This window comes from Oceanobacillus phoenicis (assembly GCF_047238145.1).
GTDB lineage: Bacteria > Bacillota > Bacilli > Bacillales > Amphibacillaceae > Oceanobacillus.
The window spans coordinates 227,033-245,312 of sequence record NZ_JBDFME010000001.1 but is presented as its reverse complement, the minus strand read 5'-3'; the positions used below and the strand labels follow the sequence as shown (position 1 = coordinate 245,312).

Genomic DNA, 18,280 nt, shown 5'->3' with positions numbered 1-18,280 from the left:
GGGATTTGCTTTGTGGAATGGGTGAGAGGGTTTTATGAGAAACAATATAGCATGTGGGAACTGAACGATACAGAAGAGCTCGAATATCAACAAAAATTACTGAATACATTGAAAAAATATGCACCATCCTTATCTGGAAAAGTCCTGGAATTGGGAGGTGGACGAGGCTATTTTGCTGTTGCTGCGGCAAAGTTAGGATATGAAGTTACTGTTATCGAGTTAGCGAAAAATGCAGTGCAGTATACATACCAACTTGCTAAGCAAGAAGGTGTACTATCTAAAATTACCGTCATACATGAGGATTTTTATAAAGTAGAACTAACCGAGCAATATGATGTGGTATGTTATTGGGATGGATTTGGAATAGGAGTCGATCAAGAGCAACAGGTTTTACTAAAACGAATACATCACTGGTTGTGTCCAGATGGGACAGCATTGATTGACATATACACGCCATGGTATTGGGCGAAAGTTTCGGGAATGACAATGCAGATAAAGGCAGGAGTATTTAGGGAATATGATTTTGATGCATTAAATTGTAGGATGATAGATTCTTGGTGGGAAGAAAGCAGACAACAGGAGAAAATTACACAATCTTTACGATGTTATTCACCAGCTGATTTAGAGCTGCTAATTAGTGATATTCCATTGACATTAACAAAGTGTGGACCAGGCGGGGAAATGAATTACGAGCAAGGTGTATATACAGAATCAGTTTCGCTGGGTAGAGCAATGAGTTATCTGGCTGTTTTAAGAAAAGAATGATGGTAATTATAAGTAGAGAGTATATAGATGAAGAAGCATTTCTATAATATAGGGGTGCTTTTTTATTTTCGGTAAATATTTATTGATATTCGATAAAAATATGTTAATATATAATAAATAAATGCTTGGTGAGGTGGTTTTGATGAAGCGAGAAACACAAGTTTTAAAAGTTGCCGTCTTTCTTATTGGTATTCCGGTATTAGCTTTATGTATATTTTTAATGCCTGGAGTTTTATCGATAACTGAACGTAATGGAGAATATTTTTATCTACTTCCTTTATTTATAATTTATTTGTATTTAACAGCTATTCCTTTTTATTATGCATTGTTTCAAGCATATAAGTTATTACAGTATATAGATCAAGGTAAAGCATTCTCTGAACAGTCGATAAAATCTCTAAAGATTATACGATTTTGTGCAACGGTTATCAGTGTGATGTATGTGATTAGCTTACCCATTTTTTATATAATTGCTGAAATAGATGATGCTCCAGGGCTATTGGTAATTGGTTTAGTGATTACTTTTGCTTCATTGATAATCTCCGTTTTCGCTGCCGTATTACAAAAGTTATTTAAGAATGCGAATGATATAAAATCCGAGAATGATCTAACAGTCTGAGGTGAATAACATGGCAATTATTATAAATATTGATGTAATGCTCGCTAAACGGAAAATGAGTGTTACAGAACTATCAGAACAAGTAGGAATTACAATGGCCAATCTTTCTATATTAAAAAATAGTAAGGCAAAAGCTGTTCGTTTTTCGACGCTGGAAGGCATTTGCAAAGCATTAGATTGTCAGCCTGGAGATATCTTAGAATACAAGCCTGATTCAGAAGGTTAGAGTTATATTTAGTTGTGAGAGGAGTGGAGAGGTGAAAGCATTAAAACAACTTATTCGTTTTGGTTGGGAGCAAGCTTTATCTTGTTTATTCCCAGTGGTTATTTTTGCTTCACTAGCAATTACACAAATCATCTCATTACCTTTTTTGCCACGATATGATTGGTTATTAATCATTTGTTTATTCATGCAGTGGTTCATGCTGAAATCAGGTTTGGAAACAAAAGATGAATTAAAAGTGATCACATTATTTCATATAATTGGCCTTTGTTTAGAACTGTTTAAAGTACATATGGGTTCTTGGGCTTATCCTGAGGAAGGATATACGAAAGTTTTTGGGGTACCTTTGTATAGTGGTTTTATGTATGCCAGTGTGGCAAGTTATCTATGTCAGGCATGGCGAAGACTTGATATTCAGTTGATGCAATGGCCTTCATCCTATATAGTAGCGCCTTTGGCATTAGCTATTTACTTGAACTTTTTCACACATCATTTTTGGGTAGATATTCGATGGGCCTTATCTATACTTGTGGTTGTTGTTTTTTGGAAATCGTATGTTGTTTATAAAATAGGTGAGTCTAAATATCGCATGCCAATTGTATTTTCTTTTATTCTTATTGGTTTTTTTATATGGATTGCAGAAAATATAGCAACCTATTTTGGAGCATGGGAGTACCCAAATCAAACGGATGCATGGAGTTTGGTTCACTTAGGGAAGATTAGTTCCTGGTTGCTACTTGTGATTGTTAGTTTTCTTATTGTTGCAACATTAAAACGAGTGAAAGGAAAAGATCCGCGTACATTGGAGATTAATGTAAGTCGTTATTATGAATCTTAGGTTTATTTTAGATATAGTTGTAATCAAATTCATAATTACAAAATTTAATTTAAAAAACGAACATTTTAGTTCGGGTTTTAGCGGAATTGGGTTTGGTTGTAATGGAAGACGGCGACTCCTGCAGGGACAGCACGAGCTGAAGATCCACTTGAAAGTGTTCTTCTTTTCAAGTTAGCTGAAGCCGTGCCTGCTAAAAAGCGTCCGTCTGCAATGGAAATCAAAATAGCGAACATTCGTATTTTACACCAATATATTAATTATAAAATTGATCCGAGTAATAAAAAACACCCCCTAAAGATAGATTTTGTTCTATGCTTCGGGGTGTTTCATTTTTTTAGTTGATGATTGTTATTTCTGCTTTTCCAACTCCAGGATATACGGCTTCGTAATGACCAATTTCTAATGGAATTGGAGGAATAAAAGTGCCTGAAGAAATGATCATTCCTTTTTTTAAGGTTGTTCCATGTAGTGCCAATTTTTGACTTAACCAACGAACGGCATGAATTGGATTCTCTAATACAGCAGAAGAATATGCTTCTTTAATCTTCTCTCCGTTATGATATAGTTCTAATGGAATAGTTCCTAATTGTTCTAGTGTTAATATAGGTGCAGATTGGGCAATTACTACTTTGCCAGTTGCAGTATTATCACTTAATAAATCGATAAGAGAAAAGTTTGGGAACCAATCAATATAGCGTGCATCGGGAATTTCAATTCCCGCAGCGATACTAGTCTTTTGAAGAATCTCGGCTTCTTCTGCGTTCAGTGTTAGATCTTCATTGACAATAAAGATTAATTCAGGTTCTAGTAAAGGCTGAAAAAGTTCCGATTTTGATAGTTGGCTTCCTGATGGTACTACATGATTCGGTAACAATGTGCCATATGCTGGTTCATGTGTACTCGCTATTGCTTGTGTCTCTTTACTTGTCATACTAACTTTATATCCTGAAATAAGTACATTTTTTTCTTCAAGTTGATCTTTAATAAATAACTCTTGCACTTGATAAGCTTCCTCTTCTGTTAAATCGAATGTATCTCGAATAAAGGGAATAGGTTGTTTGGATTGATGTGCTTTCTTTAGTTGATGAACAATTTCAAGTATACTCTCTTTACTCATTTATATCTTTCCTTTCGAGTCGATTTAAAATAGTTTTAATTCTTCTATACGTTTCATTGCTTCCACAATACGTTGTTCGTCAACAAGCAATCCTACGCGTATGTATCCTTCACCGAAAGTGCCAAATCCATTTCCAGCTGCAACAGCTACATCGACCTGTTTCAATAAATAATCAGCAAAAGTTTCACTGGTGAAACCTTTTGGTACCGGTAACCAAGCGAAGAAGGAGCCTTCTGGTGCTTTGATGTTCCAGCCGATCCGCTTACATTCAGAAATTAACGTATCCCTTCGTTTTTGATATAGGGTAACTAGATTTTGTACACTGCTTTGGTCACTTAATAATGCTTCTGAAGCCGCTCGTTGTATTGCAGGAAAGACACTAACGAATAAATGATCTTGCAAAATATTAATGGCTTCAATCATTTCTTTATTACCAGCTGCAAAACCTATACGCCAACCTGCCATATTATACGTTTTGGATAGCGTATACAGCTCAATTCCAACGTCTTTTGCCCCTTCAGTTTGAAGAAAACTAATCGGTTTTTTTCCATTGAAGCCGATTGCACCATAAGCAAAATCATGAACAATGCCAATATCGTGATCCTTTCCAAGTTCCACAGTTTCTTTAAAGAAATCACTATTTGCAGTAGCTCCAGTTGGATTGTTTGGATAATTTAAATATAACAATTTTGTGCGTTCTTTTTGATTTAATGTAAGTTGTTCATAATTTGGTAAAAAATTATTTTCTTCTAAAAGAGGCATTGTATCATATTGAATATCAGCTAATGGTATGCTCGACAAATAATCGGGGTATCCTGGATTAGGGAGCATTATCCATTCATTAGGATTCATTAGTGCTAATGGAAGTTCTACAAGGCCAATTTTACTTCCAAATAATACAGCGATTTCTGTGTTAGGATCCAAATCTACTTGATATTCGCGTTTGTAGAACGTAGCAGCTGCTTTTCGAAAATTTTCAGTTCCGCGAAAAGGGGAATACTTATGTGTCATAGGATCTTCTGCTGCTAACTGTAAAGCTTTTATAATATGAGGTGGAGTAGGTTGATCTGGATTACCTTGACCTAAATTAATAACATCTCTTCCTTCAGAAATGGCTTGATTGACTTTGTGTACGAGAGATGCAAAGAATTGTGGAGGTAATTGTTTTAAACGATTGGATTGTTTCATGTTGTATCCTCCCTTATTTTGCAATGTTCAAATTACTATAAATATTAACTTCATTCCTTGTATATGTCTACCTTTAAATAAAGAAATTTTTACCATGAAAATATTTGTAGAAACTTGTCAAAATATGTTGCATTTATATGAAGTAAGGTGTATTATTATTTTCGTTGTACTTCTTATACTAAAAAATCAGATAATTCCAAGAATTTTTCGGCTATGTTGGAGGGAATCACAGTTATGGATAATAAATTACAAGTAAGACAATACTTAGCAATTGCATTTATGCTTTTCGCGTTGTTCTTTGGGGCGGGAAATCTTATTTTCCCAGCACAACTAGGGCAACTGGCAGGAGAAAATATTGTTCCTGCAATCATTGGATTTTTAACAACGGGGGTAGGCTTACCTTTACTTGGGATATTAGCAATGGGATATTCAGGAAAGAAAAATCTTCAAGAATTGGCAAGCAGGGTACATCCAATCTATGGAGTTGGATTTACTGCATTACTTTACCTTACAATTGGACCATTTTTTGCGGCGCCAAGAACAGGGACGGTAGCATTTGAAGTAGGTATTGGACCGTTTATTGCAGAAGAATCATTTCAAACTGGTTTGCTTATTTTTACAATCATATTTTTCCTAATTACTTTATTATTTTCATTATATCCAGCGAAAATTGTTGATAATATTGGGAAAATCCTTGCACCATTGTTAATCATTTTGTTAGCAATACTATTGATTGTTTCCTTTTTCAATCCAATGGGATCCATTCAAGAACCACAAGAAGCTTATCAATCATCTAGTTTCTTTAAAGGCTTCTTAGAAGGATATAACACGATGGATGCATTGGCGGCACTTGTATTTGGAATTATCGTTATTCAATCTATTCGTGCTTTAGGAGTAAAATCGAAACAGGGAATATTAGTTGCTACAGCGAAAACAGGAATTACCGCTATTTTGTTATTAGCAGTAATCTATGTTGGGATTTCATATTTAGGGGCAACAAGTGTTAGTACTTTAGGATATTTTGATAATGGTGGACCGGTATTAAGCGGTGCAGCGAGTCATTATTTTGGAACATTCGGTAGTCTGTTAATGGCAGTTCTAATTTCACTTGCTTGCTTGACCACCGCGATTGGTTTAGTAACAGCAAATGCAGAGTATTTTAATACTTTATTTCCGAAGATAGGGTATAAACCCTTTGTTTTCTTCTTCTCTATTTTAACGTTTATTGTTGCTAATTTTGGATTGACGAACATCATTACATTCTCTATTCCAGTATTAATGTTCTTGTATCCTCTAGCGATGGTGCTTGTATTATTAACATTTGTTTCACCATTGTTCTATCACTCTCGTTGGGTGTATATACCAACTATTGGAGTTACTTTTATACTCAGTATCTTTGATGGCTTAAAAGCATTGTGTGATTCTTTAGGAATTGAAAACTTTGCTTGGATGCAACCGGTTCTTAATGTATTTGAAACGGTGTTACCATTTTACAATGAAGGTTTAGGATGGATAGTACCAGCATTAGTAGTTACTATCATCATGATGGCGGTTGTTCGTTTTCGTCAAACCAATGCTAGTTAATGTGAATATCAAAAATGCCCGATACCTAAAATTGGTTATCGGGCATTTTATTCTGTAAAAAGTCATGCCAATCAATGATACGTGGAAAACTTTTAAAATTCCGATTGTAAGATTGGTCTTTAATAAGAAGATTCGTATTCGTTTTAGCCAGTGTATCTAAAACACCAGGCTTATCATCTACATAGTAGTCTAGGTCAAGATGTTGAATGATCTCTACTTTTTCATTATCCTTCATCCCATAAAAAAAGTGACTATCTAAAACAGGAAACCCATTTTCACGTAACCAAGCTTTCGTTTGCTCACCATGTTGTTTGGGACGAGCAGTAATATAATAAATCTCATGACCACGTTCCTCTAATTGTTGAATGGTTTCCAATGCACCTGGGTAAAGTGGACAATTCGTAAAGTATATTTCTTCTAGAGAATCTTCCCACATCTGTTTCCCTTCCTGGTCATTCATGCTGAATAATTCATGAATTTCTACACGGTCAAGTTGATCAAATTTTTCTTGTTCCACTTGTTGGTTTAGCTTTCTTTGATAGATGTGAAAAGCATGTTCGCGTAATCCTATAAGTGTGTCGTCAATATCAAAACCAAATTTCATTTATGGAACTCCTAATCATTTATTTCTTTAAAAACAGGGTAACCGACAAATCTAAAATCAGGTCCAACCTGATCCACCTTTAAATTAAGTAAATCGATAGCAGCTTCCATCCGCTCGATACCTGGCCCTTCAAAAAAGGTTGGGGCATCTTTTCCGCCACTTAATTTTGGAGCCAAATAAAGGACTACCTTATCAACGAGTCCAGCTGCTAAGAAAGAAGCATGAATATTTCCCCCACCTTCTAATAATAAGGAGGAAATTTGTTGCCTTCCGAGGTGATTAACAACATCCTGTATGTCGGTCTGTTTCTTACCAGAAGTTATAACTACTTCTACACCAAGAGATTCTAATCTTTCCTTCTTTCTTTGATCTACGTCTTCTTTTGTAAATATCATTGTGTGAGCTTTTTTGTCTTGAATTAGTTGTGCATCAAGAGGGATACGTAAATTTGAATCAAGTACAATCCTTATTGGATTTCGTCCATTCGGTATTCTGGTAGTTAGTGCTGGGTTGTCATGAAGTACAGTTTGAATGCCAACTAATATAGCAGCATGTTCATTTCTTAGATGGTGAACATCCTCACGTGCTTCTTCAGACGTAATCCACTTACTATGATTTGTCTTTGTTGCTACTTTTCCGTCTAATGTAGATGCTGCCTTCAATGTAATAAAGGGAAGTTTTTGAGTAATAAATTTATTGAATACTTCATTCATCGAAATAGATTCTTCTTCTAATACACCGACTTCTACTTCAATTCCAGCATCTTGTAGTATTTTCACACCAGTGCCAGCTACTAAAGGATTTGGATCAAGCGTTGCGATAACGACGCGTTGTATACCTGCTTCAACTAGTGCGCGGGCACAAGGGCCTGTTCGACCTTGGTGTGAACAAGGTTCTAGTGTGACATAGACCGTTGCTCCTTTAGTGTTATCACCAGCCATTTGTAGCGCATGAATTTCCGCATGTGGCTCTCCAGCTTTGAGATGGGTACCTACACCGACAATTCGATTATGATTAACAATAACTGCACCGACTAAAGGGTTTGGGTCTGTTTGACCTTTCATCGCTTTTGCATTCTCTAATGCAAGTTTCATATATTGCTTATCAGTAGTCATTACTGCATTTTCCATCCTCTCGCAAGTGACCAGATTTTATCACTTTAGTATCTAGATATTTTTGGTTATATTCTGACCGGTCTCCCCACAAAGGAGTTCGTCCAGATAGGTGTAACCCAGCATTTTCAAGAGCTTCTACTTTGAGTGGATTGTTTGTGATCAGTGTAACTGGCTTGCTGCGAAGTGTCTGCAGAACTGCAATTGCATCTTTATAATCTCTTGCATCATTTACATACCCAAGACTTTCATTTGCTTCTACAGTGTCATATCCATTCTCTTGTAGTACGTAGGCCATCGCTTTACTAAATAAGCCTATACCGCGTCCTTCGTGATTTGCTAAATAGAACAAGGCACCAGTCCCATGCTCTCTAATTTTCTTCATTGATTCCTTTAATTGAAAACCACAGTCACAACGTTTGCTACCAAAAATGTCACCAGTATGGCAAATCGAATGCATACGAATAAGTGCTTCTTCTGCATGAGCAAAATCTCCATAGACTAAAACACTAGATTGTTGGTATTCAGCTAGATTTGCAGAGGATAACTTTTCAATCATTTTTTCATAATCCTCTGTTACTTCATCATAATTTAACCAACAATACCATTGAAAAACAGTAGTCTCTCCGTCTAAATTTATCGGAAGTTGGATTGGTCCAACCAAATATATTGCATGATCATTTTGTTGAATAAGTTGTATTTTATCTTTTAAAAGGGCAAAAGCCTGTGATTCTAGTTTTGTATTTAACATTCTGAAAGACTCCTTTCAATTGATTCATAGTATAGTGTATTACTGTTATCAAATCAATTGTTCCAACTCTGACTGATAAGGGCTTAAGCCCTATTGGTTTTTGTTTCCTGTAATACCATAGAAAAAGATTTGCGTTAATTCGTCCGTAAGTGGCAGTGCTTGTGAAATAACATCTTCTCGCCGCATATAATCTGTAAACATTTGCATATAAAACATGATCGCCTCATTACTTAGATTTGGATCGATTGCCTTTGCCTCTCGACCTTGATTGAATAATTCCATAACGGATGGAATAATCTCTTGTTGATAGAGATTGGTTAAATAACTATCATTCTTAGACAGCTCGTCTATTAAATAAGCATAAAATTCCGTATGAATTTTCCTTGCTGCTTCCGCTTTATCAAACATTACTATTCTTAATTTCTCTGTAAATGATAAATTGCTATCAATCAATGTTTTATATTCGTTCCAATAATCATGGATAAATTGAATGAGTACTTCGTATTGTAACTTTTCTTTACTCTCAAAGTAATTGTATATGGTCACTTGTGATACATTTGCATGTGTTGCAATTTCATTTATAGAAACATTTTTAATTCCATTTTGTTGAAATAATTCTAAACCAGCATGGATAATGGCTTGTTTCTTCATTTGTTTTCTACGTTCAAAACCATCCACCCTAGACACCTCCACTATTATCTTAATAAATTTTTTGAAATATAACAATGAAATTATTTCAAAACTTATTGTCAATTGTAACCAAACCGTATATTATGAAATAAAAGATTATAAATATTTCATAACTTTTGGAGGTGTTCGGTTCATGTCTGTGATCGAGGTAAAAGACGTCAATAAAATGTTTGGCGCATTTAGAGCATTGAATGAATTATCGATGGAAGTTAATCAAGGAGAAATATATGGATTTATAGGTCCAAATGGAGCGGGGAAATCGACGACAATACGTATTCTACTTGGGATGTTAAAACCAACAAGTGGCAGCGTATCTCTTTTTGGTAGAGATGCGTGGAAAGATGCAGTTGACATTCATAGGCGTTGTGCCTATGTCCCTGGCGATGTACATGTTTGGCCAAACTTAACAGGTGGAGAGGTTATTGATTTATTTTTGAAAATGAATGGTGAATTCTCTACAAAAAAAAGAGACGAATGGATAGAAAGGTTTCAATTTGATCCATCAAAAAAGTGTCGATCTTACTCAAAAGGGAATCGACAAAAAATTGCTTTAATCAGTGCCTTTGCTTCTGAAGCGGATTTGTTTATTTTTGATGAACCCACTTCAGGATTGGACCCATTAATGGAGCAAGTCTTTCAACAAGGTGTAAAAGAAATACGAAATGCTGGAAAAACTGTACTTTTATCGAGCCATATATTATCGGAAGTAGAAAAATTATGTGATCGGGTAGCGATAATTCGACATGGTGAAATCATTGAAGATGGAACAATACAAGAACTGCGTCATCTCACTCGAATGAATATAATTGTTGAAACAAAGCAGCCGTTTAAGAGTATAGAAGCCATTAATGGAATACATGAATTACGTAAAGAAGGTTCTGTTGTATCGTTTGAGGTAGATACAGAATATATGGATGAAGTAATCTCGTATATTAGTAGTTACGGTATCATTCGTTTAGAGAGTAAGCCGCCTACATTAGAGCATTTGTTTATGAGACATTATGAACAGAAAGGGAATAAGGAGGAGCAATCATGAAGCTCTTTCGAGGGAGCAACATATTATTTCCGTATTTACTACGTCAACACCGATTGCGTTTATTCCTATGGATTATTGGAATTGTATTAGTAACATTAGCAACTGCATCCAGTTACCCTTCAATGTATCCGAATGAACAAGCTCGTGAAGCTTTTGGATTGACGATGGAAAACCCTGTTATGATTGCTATGTTAGGTGTCGGCTATGATAATTATGAAGTGCTTGGAAGTCTATTTGCTATAGAAATGTTGTTGTTTACAGCAATGGCAGTAGCTATTATGAATATTCTATTTGTCAGTAAGGCCACTCGAAATGATGAAGAAGAGGGAAGAGTGGAGCTCATTCGTGCATTATCAACTGGAAAACTTAGTTACATTCATACAACAATGAGTCTGATGGCGATATCGAATATACTGATTTCTATTGGTGTAACTTGTGGATTAATTCTTATTAATAATGACGGTATGAATATAAAAGGAGCGATTTTGTATGGTGCCTTACTAGGTGCTACAGGGTTATTATTTGGTTCAATGACTTCTGTAATTGCTCAAATAGTCGAAACAAGTAGGACTACTTCGATTATTGCATTTTTAGCGTTGTTACTATTTTATCTTGTTCGGGCCACAGGAGATGTCAGTGTAGAAGGGATTTCTTATCTATCTCCGCTGGGATGGATTGTGCGCTCAGAAGTGTTTGTAGAGAACAGCTGGTGGCCGGTATTGGTATGTCTTAGCATATCGGGATTGCTTCTTATACTAGCTTACTATTTGCAGTATATTCGTGATTTAGGTAGAGGGTTTATTCCAGATAAAAAAGGGAAATCACACGCATCATTTTTATTGAAAACAAAGCTTGGATTTGTGTTTACACTACAGCGCACAATGATCTTGACGTGGCTTGTCTCTATATTATTTTTGATCGGAGCATTTGCTGCAATATTAGGCGACTTAGAAGTATTTATTGCAGATAACGAATTTATCCAGTCCTTTCTATCGGCAGAGGGTTCATTAGTGGAAGAATTTATTATATTATTTATGTCGATCATGGCCGTTATTTTATCAATCCCAGTAGTGATGAGTATTTTAAGGTTAAAAGGAGAAGAAAATGCACACAGAATAGAGCCTATTATTAGTCGTTCATGGTCGAGGAATCAAGTCTTAGCTACGTATGCTTTACTAAGTGTGTTGATATGTATTGGTTTTCCAATTGTTATGGGGTTGGTTTTTTGGTTGATTGGAACCAATGTGATGGAAGAAGGATTCTTAAGTTTTAGTGAAATCATGGGTGCATCTATGGTGCATATCCCTGTTATTCTACTTGTTGCAGGAATAACAATATTTTTGCTTGGATTTATGCCAAAATTCACATCGTTCATTTGGCTATTTATTGTATACGGTTTTATTGTCGTTTATTTTGCGGATATACTTGATCTACCTGGCTGGGTAAGAAATCTTTCTCTGTATGAGCATATACCTGTTTATCCAAGAGAAGATATAGATATGATAAATATAATTATTTATAGTGTAGTTGCAGTTCTTTTAGGAATAGTTGGATTTATTGGTTATCGAAATAGAGATATCCAAGGGTAATATAAAATGTAAATGCTCCATAGAAAAGGATGTTCGTCTTTTTCTGTGGAGTTTTTATTTCGAGATAAGAAAGTATAAAATTTGGACCGAATATTTTTGTAGACAGAAATTGCCACGTCCAGCTCCAGCATCCAGAAACTAGGCGACTTCACGAAATCGCCCTACGATAAAGAAGACTTGCCGAATGTTCTTTATGAGGCTTAGTCACACTTGTGCCCTTGCGGTGAAAGTCATCATCGGTTCGTCCCTCACCGTGATTCCTTTATCTCAGAAGAAAAAAGGAAGTTCGACCCTTGTCGAACCACCCCTGAAAGCAGGGGCGCACTAGCTACGTGGGCCCGGAGGATCCGGGTCATGTCGACGTTGCCCCAGGACGGGGCGTTCTTAGTCGGCTTTCCTTAAAACGGGCGCTTGCACTTTTGTTCTAAAAAAACTTGCGGCTAACGTAACGTGAGGTGATATGATTTTCTTAGGGAAGGGGATAATTCATGACAAATGATATTTTTTCCGTGAGTGAATTTGCTGAATACACAGGTTTATCGATACGAACGTTGCACTATTATGATGAGAAAGGGATATTAGAACCGAAGAGAGATAAGAATACAGGACATCGGAAGTATGTAAAAGAAGATATGCTTCGTTTGCATCAGATTTTAACATTGAAATTTTTAGGGTTTACATTAGAAGAAATTAAAGAAATCATCATCTCGACAAGTGTTGATTTGAGTTTTATTGAAACACTAAGATTACAAGAAGCAAAATTAGTAGAAGAGAAAGAAAAAATTGAAGTTTCTATGGAGATGATACAACGAACTGTACAACTTATTGAAGATGAAAAAGAAATTGATAAAGACGTGTTAGTAAGCTTGCTTGCGAGTATGCAAACAGAAAAACAACAGAAAGAAATTTCAAAAGGAATTATGTCAGATCAAGCGATTGATCAATTATTTAAAGCGACTGGTAGTGAAAAGTTGCTGTGGGAGAAAGAAATGTTGCGTTTTTATAAAGAAACGAAACGGTTAGTAGGAAGGTCAAGTGATGATCCAGAAGTAATGGAGCTGTTTCAACGTTTTTTCAATTTTATTCTAGATATATTTAAAGCGGAAGGCTTTTACGAGCTTGAAAGCATATTAAAATCGGAAAAAGCGGAAGACGTTAGTGATGAAGAATTGGATCGTTTTATTTTAGAAATGGAGAAGTTAGTTCCGACCCCGCTAACAAAGGCAGAAGAACAGTGGATCGATGAAATGATGACAACATATATGACGGAAAACAGCGATTTTTGGAAGGGAGAAGTATGGAATGGAAAAAGGTCAACGTAATAATAAAGCATTTCTATCATTAATTTTAACAGCGAATATCCCAAAGTTTATTCTTGCTTTAGGATTAATTGGGAGTATCATCACGACACTGGTAGGACTTACCATACCATTGTTAACAAGAGAGTTAGTAGATGGATTTTCATTAACTTCACTAACATTGAACTTTATTTTACTTATTATAGGTATATTTGTATTGCATGCTCTGATTGATGGATTTTCTAATTACGCATTAGCCTACGTCGGGCAACGAGTAGTGGCGTATTTAAGAGAGTCTATTTGGCAAAAGATGATTCGTCTACCTGTCAGGTATTTTGATCAACAACCAAGTGGAGAATCCGTTAGTAGAGTAATTAATGATACGGGGATTGTAAAAGATTTGGTCTCGCAGCATTTTCCGCAATTTATCTCCGGATTAATATCTATTATTGGTGCAGTCACCATCTTATTGATAATGGATTGGCGTATGACATTAATGATGTTGGTTGCTGTACCGATAACAGTAATTGTTATGATTCCATTAGGAACACGTATGTCAAAAGTGTCCCGGAAATTACAAGATGAGACAGCTTCTTTTCAAGGGGATATTCAACAAACGATTAGTGAAATTAAACTGATGAAATCATCTACCGCTGAGGAAGCAGAAAAACAAAAGGGTTTAAAAGGTATTGGCAATTTATTTCGCACAGGATTAAGAGAAGCTAAAATCTTCTCTATCATTGGCCCATTTATGTATATGGTCGTAATGCTCGTCATTGTAGTTATTATAGGATATGGCGGGATTCGAGTGGAAGAAGGTACGATGACGACAGGAGCATTAGTTGCTTTCTTGCTCTATTTATTTCAAATTACATTTCCAATAACTACGTTTGCTATGTTCTTTACTGAATTGCAGAAAGCAAAAGGTGCTACTGGAAGAATTGTTGAAATTCTTGAGAAAGATGTAGAAGAAACACATAAAGGAATCGATAAAAAAATAGATAATGAAGCTTTACAGTTTTGCGATGTTTCCTTTTCTTATGAAAATGGAGAAGAGGTACTAAGAAATATTTCTTTCCAAGCAAATCCAGGGGAGATGATTGCTTTTGCTGGCCCAAGTGGTGGCGGGAAGACGACGGTATTTGGTCTGATTGAACGATATTATCAACCTGGTAAAGGAGAGATATTAATTGGAAGTCAACCAATTCATGAAGTATCCATGTTATCTTGGCGTGCTCAGTTAGGGTATGTTTCTCAAGAAAGTTCTATGATGTCAGGTACAATTAGGGACAACTTAACTTATGGGCTTCGAGATGCGGATAAAATAAGTGATAGTCAACTGTGGGAAGTTGCTGAGATGGCATATGCTGACCAATTTATTAAAGATCTTCCAAATGGTTTAAATACAGAAGTAGGGGAGCGGGGAACGAAATTATCTGGTGGACAACGACAGAGAATTAATATAGCAAGAGCGTTTTTACGTAATCCAAAGTTGTTGCTTCTAGATGAAGCGACAGCAAGTCTTGATAGTCAATCAGAACAAGTAGTTCAAAAAGCGTTGCAACGTCTTATGGAGGGGAGAACGACATTTGTTATCGCACACCGATTATCTACAATTGTAGATGCAGATCAAATTATTTTTATTGAAGATGGAGAAATAACAGGAAAAGGTGATCATCAAGAGTTGATAGGAACCCACCCATTGTATCGACAGTTTGCGGAACAACAGTTGACTTGATGAAATAAATACGGATTGAATATTACAGCGTAAAATGTGAGATGTCTTCCAGAGGCAAGAACGAAATTATCGGGAACGATTTTCGGAATTTTTTCCTGTTGGAGTCACTCACATTTTATTGCTGCAATAAATTTATAAACAATGTTAAGATCTAAAAAAGTTGTTACATCACAACTGTAATCTCTTTAATGAGTCGGTGATTAATGTACAACAAAATTCCTGCAAACACAATACTCAATACAATGGATAATGGGAAGGATTGTAAAGATAAATGTGGGAAGAAATTAATATGAGATAGCCCCCACAGTAAACCAGTAATATTTACAAATATTAGTGCTAGCGGTACAAAAGCTAATGTGCCGAGAACCCAACCAAATCGATAATAGCCTAAACCAATCATCCAACCAATCAAGTAGTATAGTGCATGGATTAGTGCGTAACTTATAAATACTTCCATAAAGGAAAAGAACCCTGGCGGTGATACCTCATTTGTCCATGTAATATTCCATCCAGTATTCTGAACTAATAGGTGCAACAATCCATTCATAAGAAATATGGTTATAGAAATTGCTATAGCAAGTAATACTGAGGCACCAATGGTTGCCTTGAAAAAGTTTCTTCGTGTAATACCTCGTTTTGCAAAGTAATCAAAAAAACTATAAGTGGATAAAATTCCAATTATTAACATAAATATAGATGACGATCCATTAGAAAACATGGAGAAATCTGTAAATTCGATTGCTTCTACATATACTTGATACAATAATACAGCAATATAAATAAGTAGAATTGTAAATGTGTACCATAAAGACCATTTGAGTTGCTCTCTGAATATGCCAAATCCTAGTTTTTTTGTACTCATTCTTCTTCCTCCTTTGTTAAATGAACAAATAAGTCATGCAAAGAGAGTGGACCAATATCTAAGTCTAATTCCTTTGCTTCTCTTTGTTGCTGTTCAGTTAATCTGCCATAAATCATTACTGACTTCGTTCCGCCTAGTACTTGGGTATTCAAAACTTCAAGGTTGATGGTGAAATCATCTACCTCTTGATGACTACCGGTAATCGAAAAACCTTTAGAAATAACATTTTCATTTGTGTCTTGTAAGAGAATTTTACCTTGATGAATGATGGTGACTTCATCAAAAAGATAATCCATTTCAGATACGAGATGTGTGGATACGATCATCGTTCTAGGGTGTTTTTCTTGATCAGCCAACAATTCTTTATAAAATAATTCTCTTGTTGGAGCATCCATTCCTAAATATGCTTCATCGAAAATGGTTAATGGCGTGCGGCTAGCTAAACCAATTGTTACTTGTAGCGCAGATTGCTTCCCTTTGGATAATTGATTAATCTTCTTTTTTAATGGAAGTTTGAATTTTTTCACTAATTCACTAGCATAGGATGCGTCAAAATTTGGACGAAAATCGATAAGCTCTTTTAACACGTCACCTACTTTTTCGTATTCATAGGTCTGGTCTTTATCATAGATAAAAGCAGTATCCTGCATAATACGTGGATGGTCGAATGGGTCTTCCCCATCAATGGTAATCGATCCTTCCTTTGCTTTGCGGAAGTTAGAAAGAATGGATAGTAAAGTTGTTTTTCCTGCTCCATTTCTACCAAGTAATCCATGAATTCTTCCACCGCTAAGTGTAAAGCTAACTTGATTAAGTGCTTTAAAATCTTTATATCGTACAGTTAAATCATTGACTTTTATTTCATAACTCATGATTGAATCCTCCTATTCGCTTGTTTTATTAAATCGAATATTTCTTGCTCAGTAACTTTTAACTTCTCTGCTTCTTGAACGAGACCGATAACATAGTTATCCATAAAAGATTCTTTTCGTTTTTGAATCAATTTCTTTTTGGCTCCTTCCATAACGAACATACCTACACCCCGTTTTTTAAATAAGATGTCTTCCTCAACTAACTGATTGATTCCTTTTGAAACAGTTGCATGATTTATTTTGTAAAACTGAACAAGTTGATTAGTTGAAGGAGCCTGATCTCCTTCTTTCAACTGATCATTCACAATTTGATCTTCAATCATTTCTCGGACTTGGATAAATATTGGTTTATCACTATCAAACTGATTCAATGTTTTCACCACCTACTACACTGTTATGGTTATACGGTTATATACTCATGTGTATAACTATAAAACTAAAAATGATTAAAGTCAATAGGCAAAAGAAATATTTTTGATATACTATGGTGATAAGAGGAGTGAGCGTAATGAAAAACGTTGTTCGTGTGAAGAATGTAGCTATCGGAGAGGGTAAGCCGAAAGTGTGTGTTCCGATAACAGGAGCTACTAAACAAGAAATAAGTGACGAGTTAGATTTACTACAAACAATCAACGTAGATTTAGTCGAGTGGAGAGGAGATTTATTCAAAGAAATTGAAAATGAAGTAGCCGTACAAAGCATTCTGCAAAAAATAAACGAAGAAATACCCAATCTTCCTCTATTATTTACTTTCCGAACAAGAGCAGAAGGCGGAGGAAGAGAAGTTACTCTGGAAGAATATCAGAGAATTAATCGTTTCGTTATCGAGTCGAAATTGACCAATATGATTGATGTGGAACTGTATCGGGGGGAGAAGTTAGTAAAAGAACTTGTGTCCTTTGCTCATCATCATAACCAAAAAGTGATTATTTCTAATCATGATTTTAATCAAACCCCTTCTTATGAAGAAATCATAGCGCGCCTGCAATTAGCGGTTGATTACGAGGCCGATATTGGGAAGATTGCTGTGATGCCTCAAAGTAATCAAGATGTGTTAACTTTGCTTTCTGCAACTTCTGATATGAATGAACGTAGCAGTATGCCAATCGTCACCATGTCAATGGGCGAGGAAGGAGTAATAAGTCGTTTAGCTGGAGAAGTATTCGGTTCAGCAATCACATTTGCTTCAGGTAAACAAGCTTCCGCACCTGGGCAAATTGAAGCTGAAAAATTACAGACAGTGTTAACTATTATCCATGATTCTGTGAATAAGTATTATTAAGGAGGTGTGCTTATACACCTCTTTTATTATGGTGAATAAGTTTCCCTAATGCAAAAAAGTATCCTTTGTAAAATTTACTTGACAAAATAAAAAACTAAGCATAAAGTAGGGA

At 35.6% G+C, this 18,280-nt stretch carries 19 protein-coding genes; 10 read left to right on the top strand and 9 right to left on the bottom strand.

Annotation, left to right across the window (positions count from 1 at the left end; all coding sequences use genetic code 11):
• Positions 1 to 12: 12 nt before the first annotated feature.
• The 4 genes from ABC346_RS01290 (at position 13) to ABC346_RS01275 (ending at position 2,445) form a co-directional block, all read left to right on the top strand.
• Positions 13 to 765: an SAM-dependent methyltransferase gene (locus tag ABC346_RS01290; RefSeq protein ID WP_413233174.1), complete on the top strand. Its 753-nt coding sequence runs from the start codon at positions 13 to 15 to the stop codon at positions 763 to 765.
• A gap of 142 nt (positions 766 to 907) precedes the next feature.
• Entirely contained in the window at positions 908 to 1,384 is a 477-nt protein-coding gene (locus ABC346_RS01285; RefSeq protein ID WP_413233173.1) for a DUF2975 domain-containing protein, read from the top strand.
• A gap of 10 nt (positions 1,385 to 1,394) precedes the next feature.
• The gene (locus ABC346_RS01280; RefSeq protein ID WP_413233172.1) at positions 1,395 to 1,610 is read left to right on the top strand and encodes a helix-turn-helix domain-containing protein; all 216 of its coding nucleotides are present in this window, start codon (positions 1,395 to 1,397) and stop codon (positions 1,608 to 1,610) included.
• A gap of 31 nt (positions 1,611 to 1,641) precedes the next feature.
• On the top strand, positions 1,642 to 2,445 hold the full coding sequence (locus ABC346_RS01275) for a DUF817 domain-containing protein (protein ID WP_413233171.1): 804 nt from the start codon (positions 1,642 to 1,644) through the stop codon (positions 2,443 to 2,445).
• 334 nt (positions 2,446 to 2,779) lie between these two features.
• On the opposite strand, the gene ABC346_RS01270 is transcribed toward ABC346_RS01275, so the two are convergent.
• Both ABC346_RS01270 and ABC346_RS01265 read right to left on the bottom strand, forming a co-directional pair.
• On the bottom strand, positions 2,780 to 3,562 hold the full coding sequence (locus ABC346_RS01270) for a 2-keto-4-pentenoate hydratase (protein WP_413233170.1): 783 nt from the start codon (positions 3,560 to 3,562) through the stop codon (positions 2,780 to 2,782).
• 24 nt (positions 3,563 to 3,586) lie between these two features.
• Positions 3,587 to 4,750: a pyridoxal phosphate-dependent aminotransferase gene (locus tag ABC346_RS01265; protein WP_413233169.1), complete on the bottom strand. Its 1,164-nt coding sequence runs from the start codon at positions 4,748 to 4,750 to the stop codon at positions 3,587 to 3,589.
• 234 nt (positions 4,751 to 4,984) lie between these two features.
• Here ABC346_RS01265 and brnQ point away from each other — a divergent pair, with 234 nt between their 5' ends.
• Complete coding sequence (brnQ, locus tag ABC346_RS01260; protein WP_413233168.1) at positions 4,985 to 6,334, top strand: branched-chain amino acid transport system II carrier protein; 1,350 nt, start codon at positions 4,985 to 4,987, stop codon at positions 6,332 to 6,334.
• Between the two features lie 25 nt (positions 6,335 to 6,359).
• Here brnQ and ABC346_RS01255 read toward each other — a convergent pair whose 3' ends face one another.
• The 4 genes from ABC346_RS01255 to ABC346_RS01240 form a co-directional block, all read right to left on the bottom strand.
• Positions 6,360 to 6,938 (bottom strand): 5' nucleotidase, NT5C type, encoded by a 579-nt coding sequence (locus ABC346_RS01255; protein WP_413233167.1) that lies wholly within the window; start codon positions 6,936 to 6,938, stop codon positions 6,360 to 6,362.
• 11 nt (positions 6,939 to 6,949) lie between these two features.
• Positions 6,950 to 8,053 carry a bifunctional diaminohydroxyphosphoribosylaminopyrimidine deaminase/5-amino-6-(5-phosphoribosylamino)uracil reductase RibD gene (gene ribD, locus ABC346_RS01250; RefSeq protein ID WP_413233166.1) on the bottom strand — a complete coding sequence of 368 codons (1,104 nt, stop codon included), beginning with the start codon at positions 8,051 to 8,053 and terminating at the stop codon, positions 6,950 to 6,952.
• Positions 8,043 to 8,801 carry a GTP cyclohydrolase II gene (locus ABC346_RS01245; RefSeq protein ID WP_413233165.1) on the bottom strand — a complete coding sequence of 253 codons (759 nt, stop codon included), beginning with the start codon at positions 8,799 to 8,801 and terminating at the stop codon, positions 8,043 to 8,045. Before ABC346_RS01245 ends, ribD begins: the two co-directional genes overlap by 11 nt.
• A 90-nt stretch (positions 8,802 to 8,891) precedes the next feature.
• Positions 8,892 to 9,479 carry a TetR/AcrR family transcriptional regulator gene (locus tag ABC346_RS01240; protein WP_413233164.1) on the bottom strand — a complete coding sequence of 196 codons (588 nt, stop codon included), beginning with the start codon at positions 9,477 to 9,479 and terminating at the stop codon, positions 8,892 to 8,894.
• A 145-nt stretch (positions 9,480 to 9,624) separates the two neighbouring features.
• Here ABC346_RS01240 and ABC346_RS01235 point away from each other — a divergent pair, with 145 nt between their 5' ends.
• The 4 genes from ABC346_RS01235 to ABC346_RS01220 all read left to right on the top strand — a co-directional run bounded on the left by ABC346_RS01235 (position 9,625) and on the right by ABC346_RS01220 (position 15,152).
• Positions 9,625 to 10,527 (top strand): ABC transporter ATP-binding protein, encoded by a 903-nt coding sequence (locus ABC346_RS01235; protein ID WP_413233163.1) that lies wholly within the window; start codon positions 9,625 to 9,627, stop codon positions 10,525 to 10,527.
• Positions 10,524 to 12,116: an ABC transporter permease gene (locus ABC346_RS01230; RefSeq protein WP_413233162.1), complete on the top strand. Its 1,593-nt coding sequence runs from the start codon at positions 10,524 to 10,526 to the stop codon at positions 12,114 to 12,116. Before ABC346_RS01235 ends, ABC346_RS01230 begins: the two co-directional genes overlap by 4 nt.
• 488 nt (positions 12,117 to 12,604) lie before the next feature.
• Positions 12,605 to 13,438, top strand: a complete 834-nt coding sequence (locus ABC346_RS01225) for a MerR family transcriptional regulator (RefSeq protein ID WP_413233161.1) — start codon at positions 12,605 to 12,607, stop codon at positions 13,436 to 13,438.
• The gene (locus tag ABC346_RS01220) at positions 13,419 to 15,152 is read left to right on the top strand and encodes an ABC transporter ATP-binding protein (RefSeq protein ID WP_413233160.1); all 1,734 of its coding nucleotides are present in this window, start codon (positions 13,419 to 13,421) and stop codon (positions 15,150 to 15,152) included. The genes ABC346_RS01225 and ABC346_RS01220 overlap by 20 nt, the downstream gene beginning before the upstream one ends.
• A gap of 163 nt (positions 15,153 to 15,315) precedes the next feature.
• On the opposite strand, the gene ABC346_RS01215 is transcribed toward ABC346_RS01220, so the two are convergent.
• The 3 genes from ABC346_RS01215 to ABC346_RS01205 are packed head-to-tail and all read right to left on the bottom strand — an operon-like array spanning position 15,316 to position 17,209.
• Positions 15,316 to 16,014: a hypothetical protein gene (locus ABC346_RS01215; RefSeq protein WP_413233159.1), complete on the bottom strand. Its 699-nt coding sequence runs from the start codon at positions 16,012 to 16,014 to the stop codon at positions 15,316 to 15,318.
• Positions 16,011 to 16,886: an ATP-binding cassette domain-containing protein gene (locus ABC346_RS01210; RefSeq protein ID WP_413233158.1), complete on the bottom strand. Its 876-nt coding sequence runs from the start codon at positions 16,884 to 16,886 to the stop codon at positions 16,011 to 16,013. The genes ABC346_RS01215 and ABC346_RS01210 overlap by 4 nt, the downstream gene beginning before the upstream one ends.
• Complete coding sequence (locus tag ABC346_RS01205; RefSeq protein WP_413236492.1) at positions 16,883 to 17,209, bottom strand: GntR family transcriptional regulator; 327 nt, start codon at positions 17,207 to 17,209, stop codon at positions 16,883 to 16,885. Before ABC346_RS01205 ends, ABC346_RS01210 begins: the two co-directional genes overlap by 4 nt.
• Positions 17,210 to 17,394: 185 nt before the next feature.
• On the opposite strand from ABC346_RS01205, the gene aroD reads away from it, so the two are divergent.
• Positions 17,395 to 18,168: a type I 3-dehydroquinate dehydratase gene (gene aroD, locus ABC346_RS01200; protein WP_413233157.1), complete on the top strand. Its 774-nt coding sequence runs from the start codon at positions 17,395 to 17,397 to the stop codon at positions 18,166 to 18,168.
• Positions 18,169 to 18,280 lie beyond the last annotated feature (112 nt).

Coding starts and splice junctions, on each gene's coding strand:
- ABC346_RS01285 (WP_413233173.1), top strand. CDS start 908: ATGAAGCGAGAAACACAAGTTTTAAAAGTTGCCGTCTTTCTTATTGGT.
- ABC346_RS01280 (WP_413233172.1), top strand. CDS start 1,395: ATGGCAATTATTATAAATATTGATGTAATGCTCGCTAAACGGAAAATG.
- ABC346_RS01270 (WP_413233170.1), bottom strand. CDS start 3,562: ATGAGTAAAGAGAGTATACTTGAAATTGTTCATCAACTAAAGAAAGCA.
- ABC346_RS01265 (WP_413233169.1), bottom strand. CDS start 4,750: ATGAAACAATCCAATCGTTTAAAACAATTACCTCCACAATTCTTTGCA.
- brnQ (WP_413233168.1), top strand. CDS start 4,985: ATGGATAATAAATTACAAGTAAGACAATACTTAGCAATTGCATTTATG.
- ABC346_RS01255 (WP_413233167.1), bottom strand. CDS start 6,938: ATGAAATTTGGTTTTGATATTGACGACACACTTATAGGATTACGCGAA.
- ribD (WP_413233166.1), bottom strand. CDS start 8,053: ATGACTACTGATAAGCAATATATGAAACTTGCATTAGAGAATGCAAAA.
- ABC346_RS01245 (WP_413233165.1), bottom strand. CDS start 8,801: ATGTTAAATACAAAACTAGAATCACAGGCTTTTGCCCTTTTAAAAGAT.
- ABC346_RS01235 (WP_413233163.1), top strand. CDS start 9,625: ATGTCTGTGATCGAGGTAAAAGACGTCAATAAAATGTTTGGCGCATTT.
- ABC346_RS01230 (WP_413233162.1), top strand. CDS start 10,524: ATGAAGCTCTTTCGAGGGAGCAACATATTATTTCCGTATTTACTACGT.
- ABC346_RS01225 (WP_413233161.1), top strand. CDS start 12,605: ATGACAAATGATATTTTTTCCGTGAGTGAATTTGCTGAATACACAGGT.
- ABC346_RS01220 (WP_413233160.1), top strand. CDS start 13,419: ATGGAAAAAGGTCAACGTAATAATAAAGCATTTCTATCATTAATTTTA.
- ABC346_RS01215 (WP_413233159.1), bottom strand. CDS start 16,014: ATGAGTACAAAAAAACTAGGATTTGGCATATTCAGAGAGCAACTCAAA.
- ABC346_RS01210 (WP_413233158.1), bottom strand. CDS start 16,886: ATGAGTTATGAAATAAAAGTCAATGATTTAACTGTACGATATAAAGAT.
- ABC346_RS01205 (WP_413236492.1), bottom strand. CDS start 17,209: ATGATTGAAGATCAAATTGTGAATGATCAGTTGAAAGAAGGAGATCAG.
- aroD (WP_413233157.1), top strand. CDS start 17,395: ATGAAAAACGTTGTTCGTGTGAAGAATGTAGCTATCGGAGAGGGTAAG.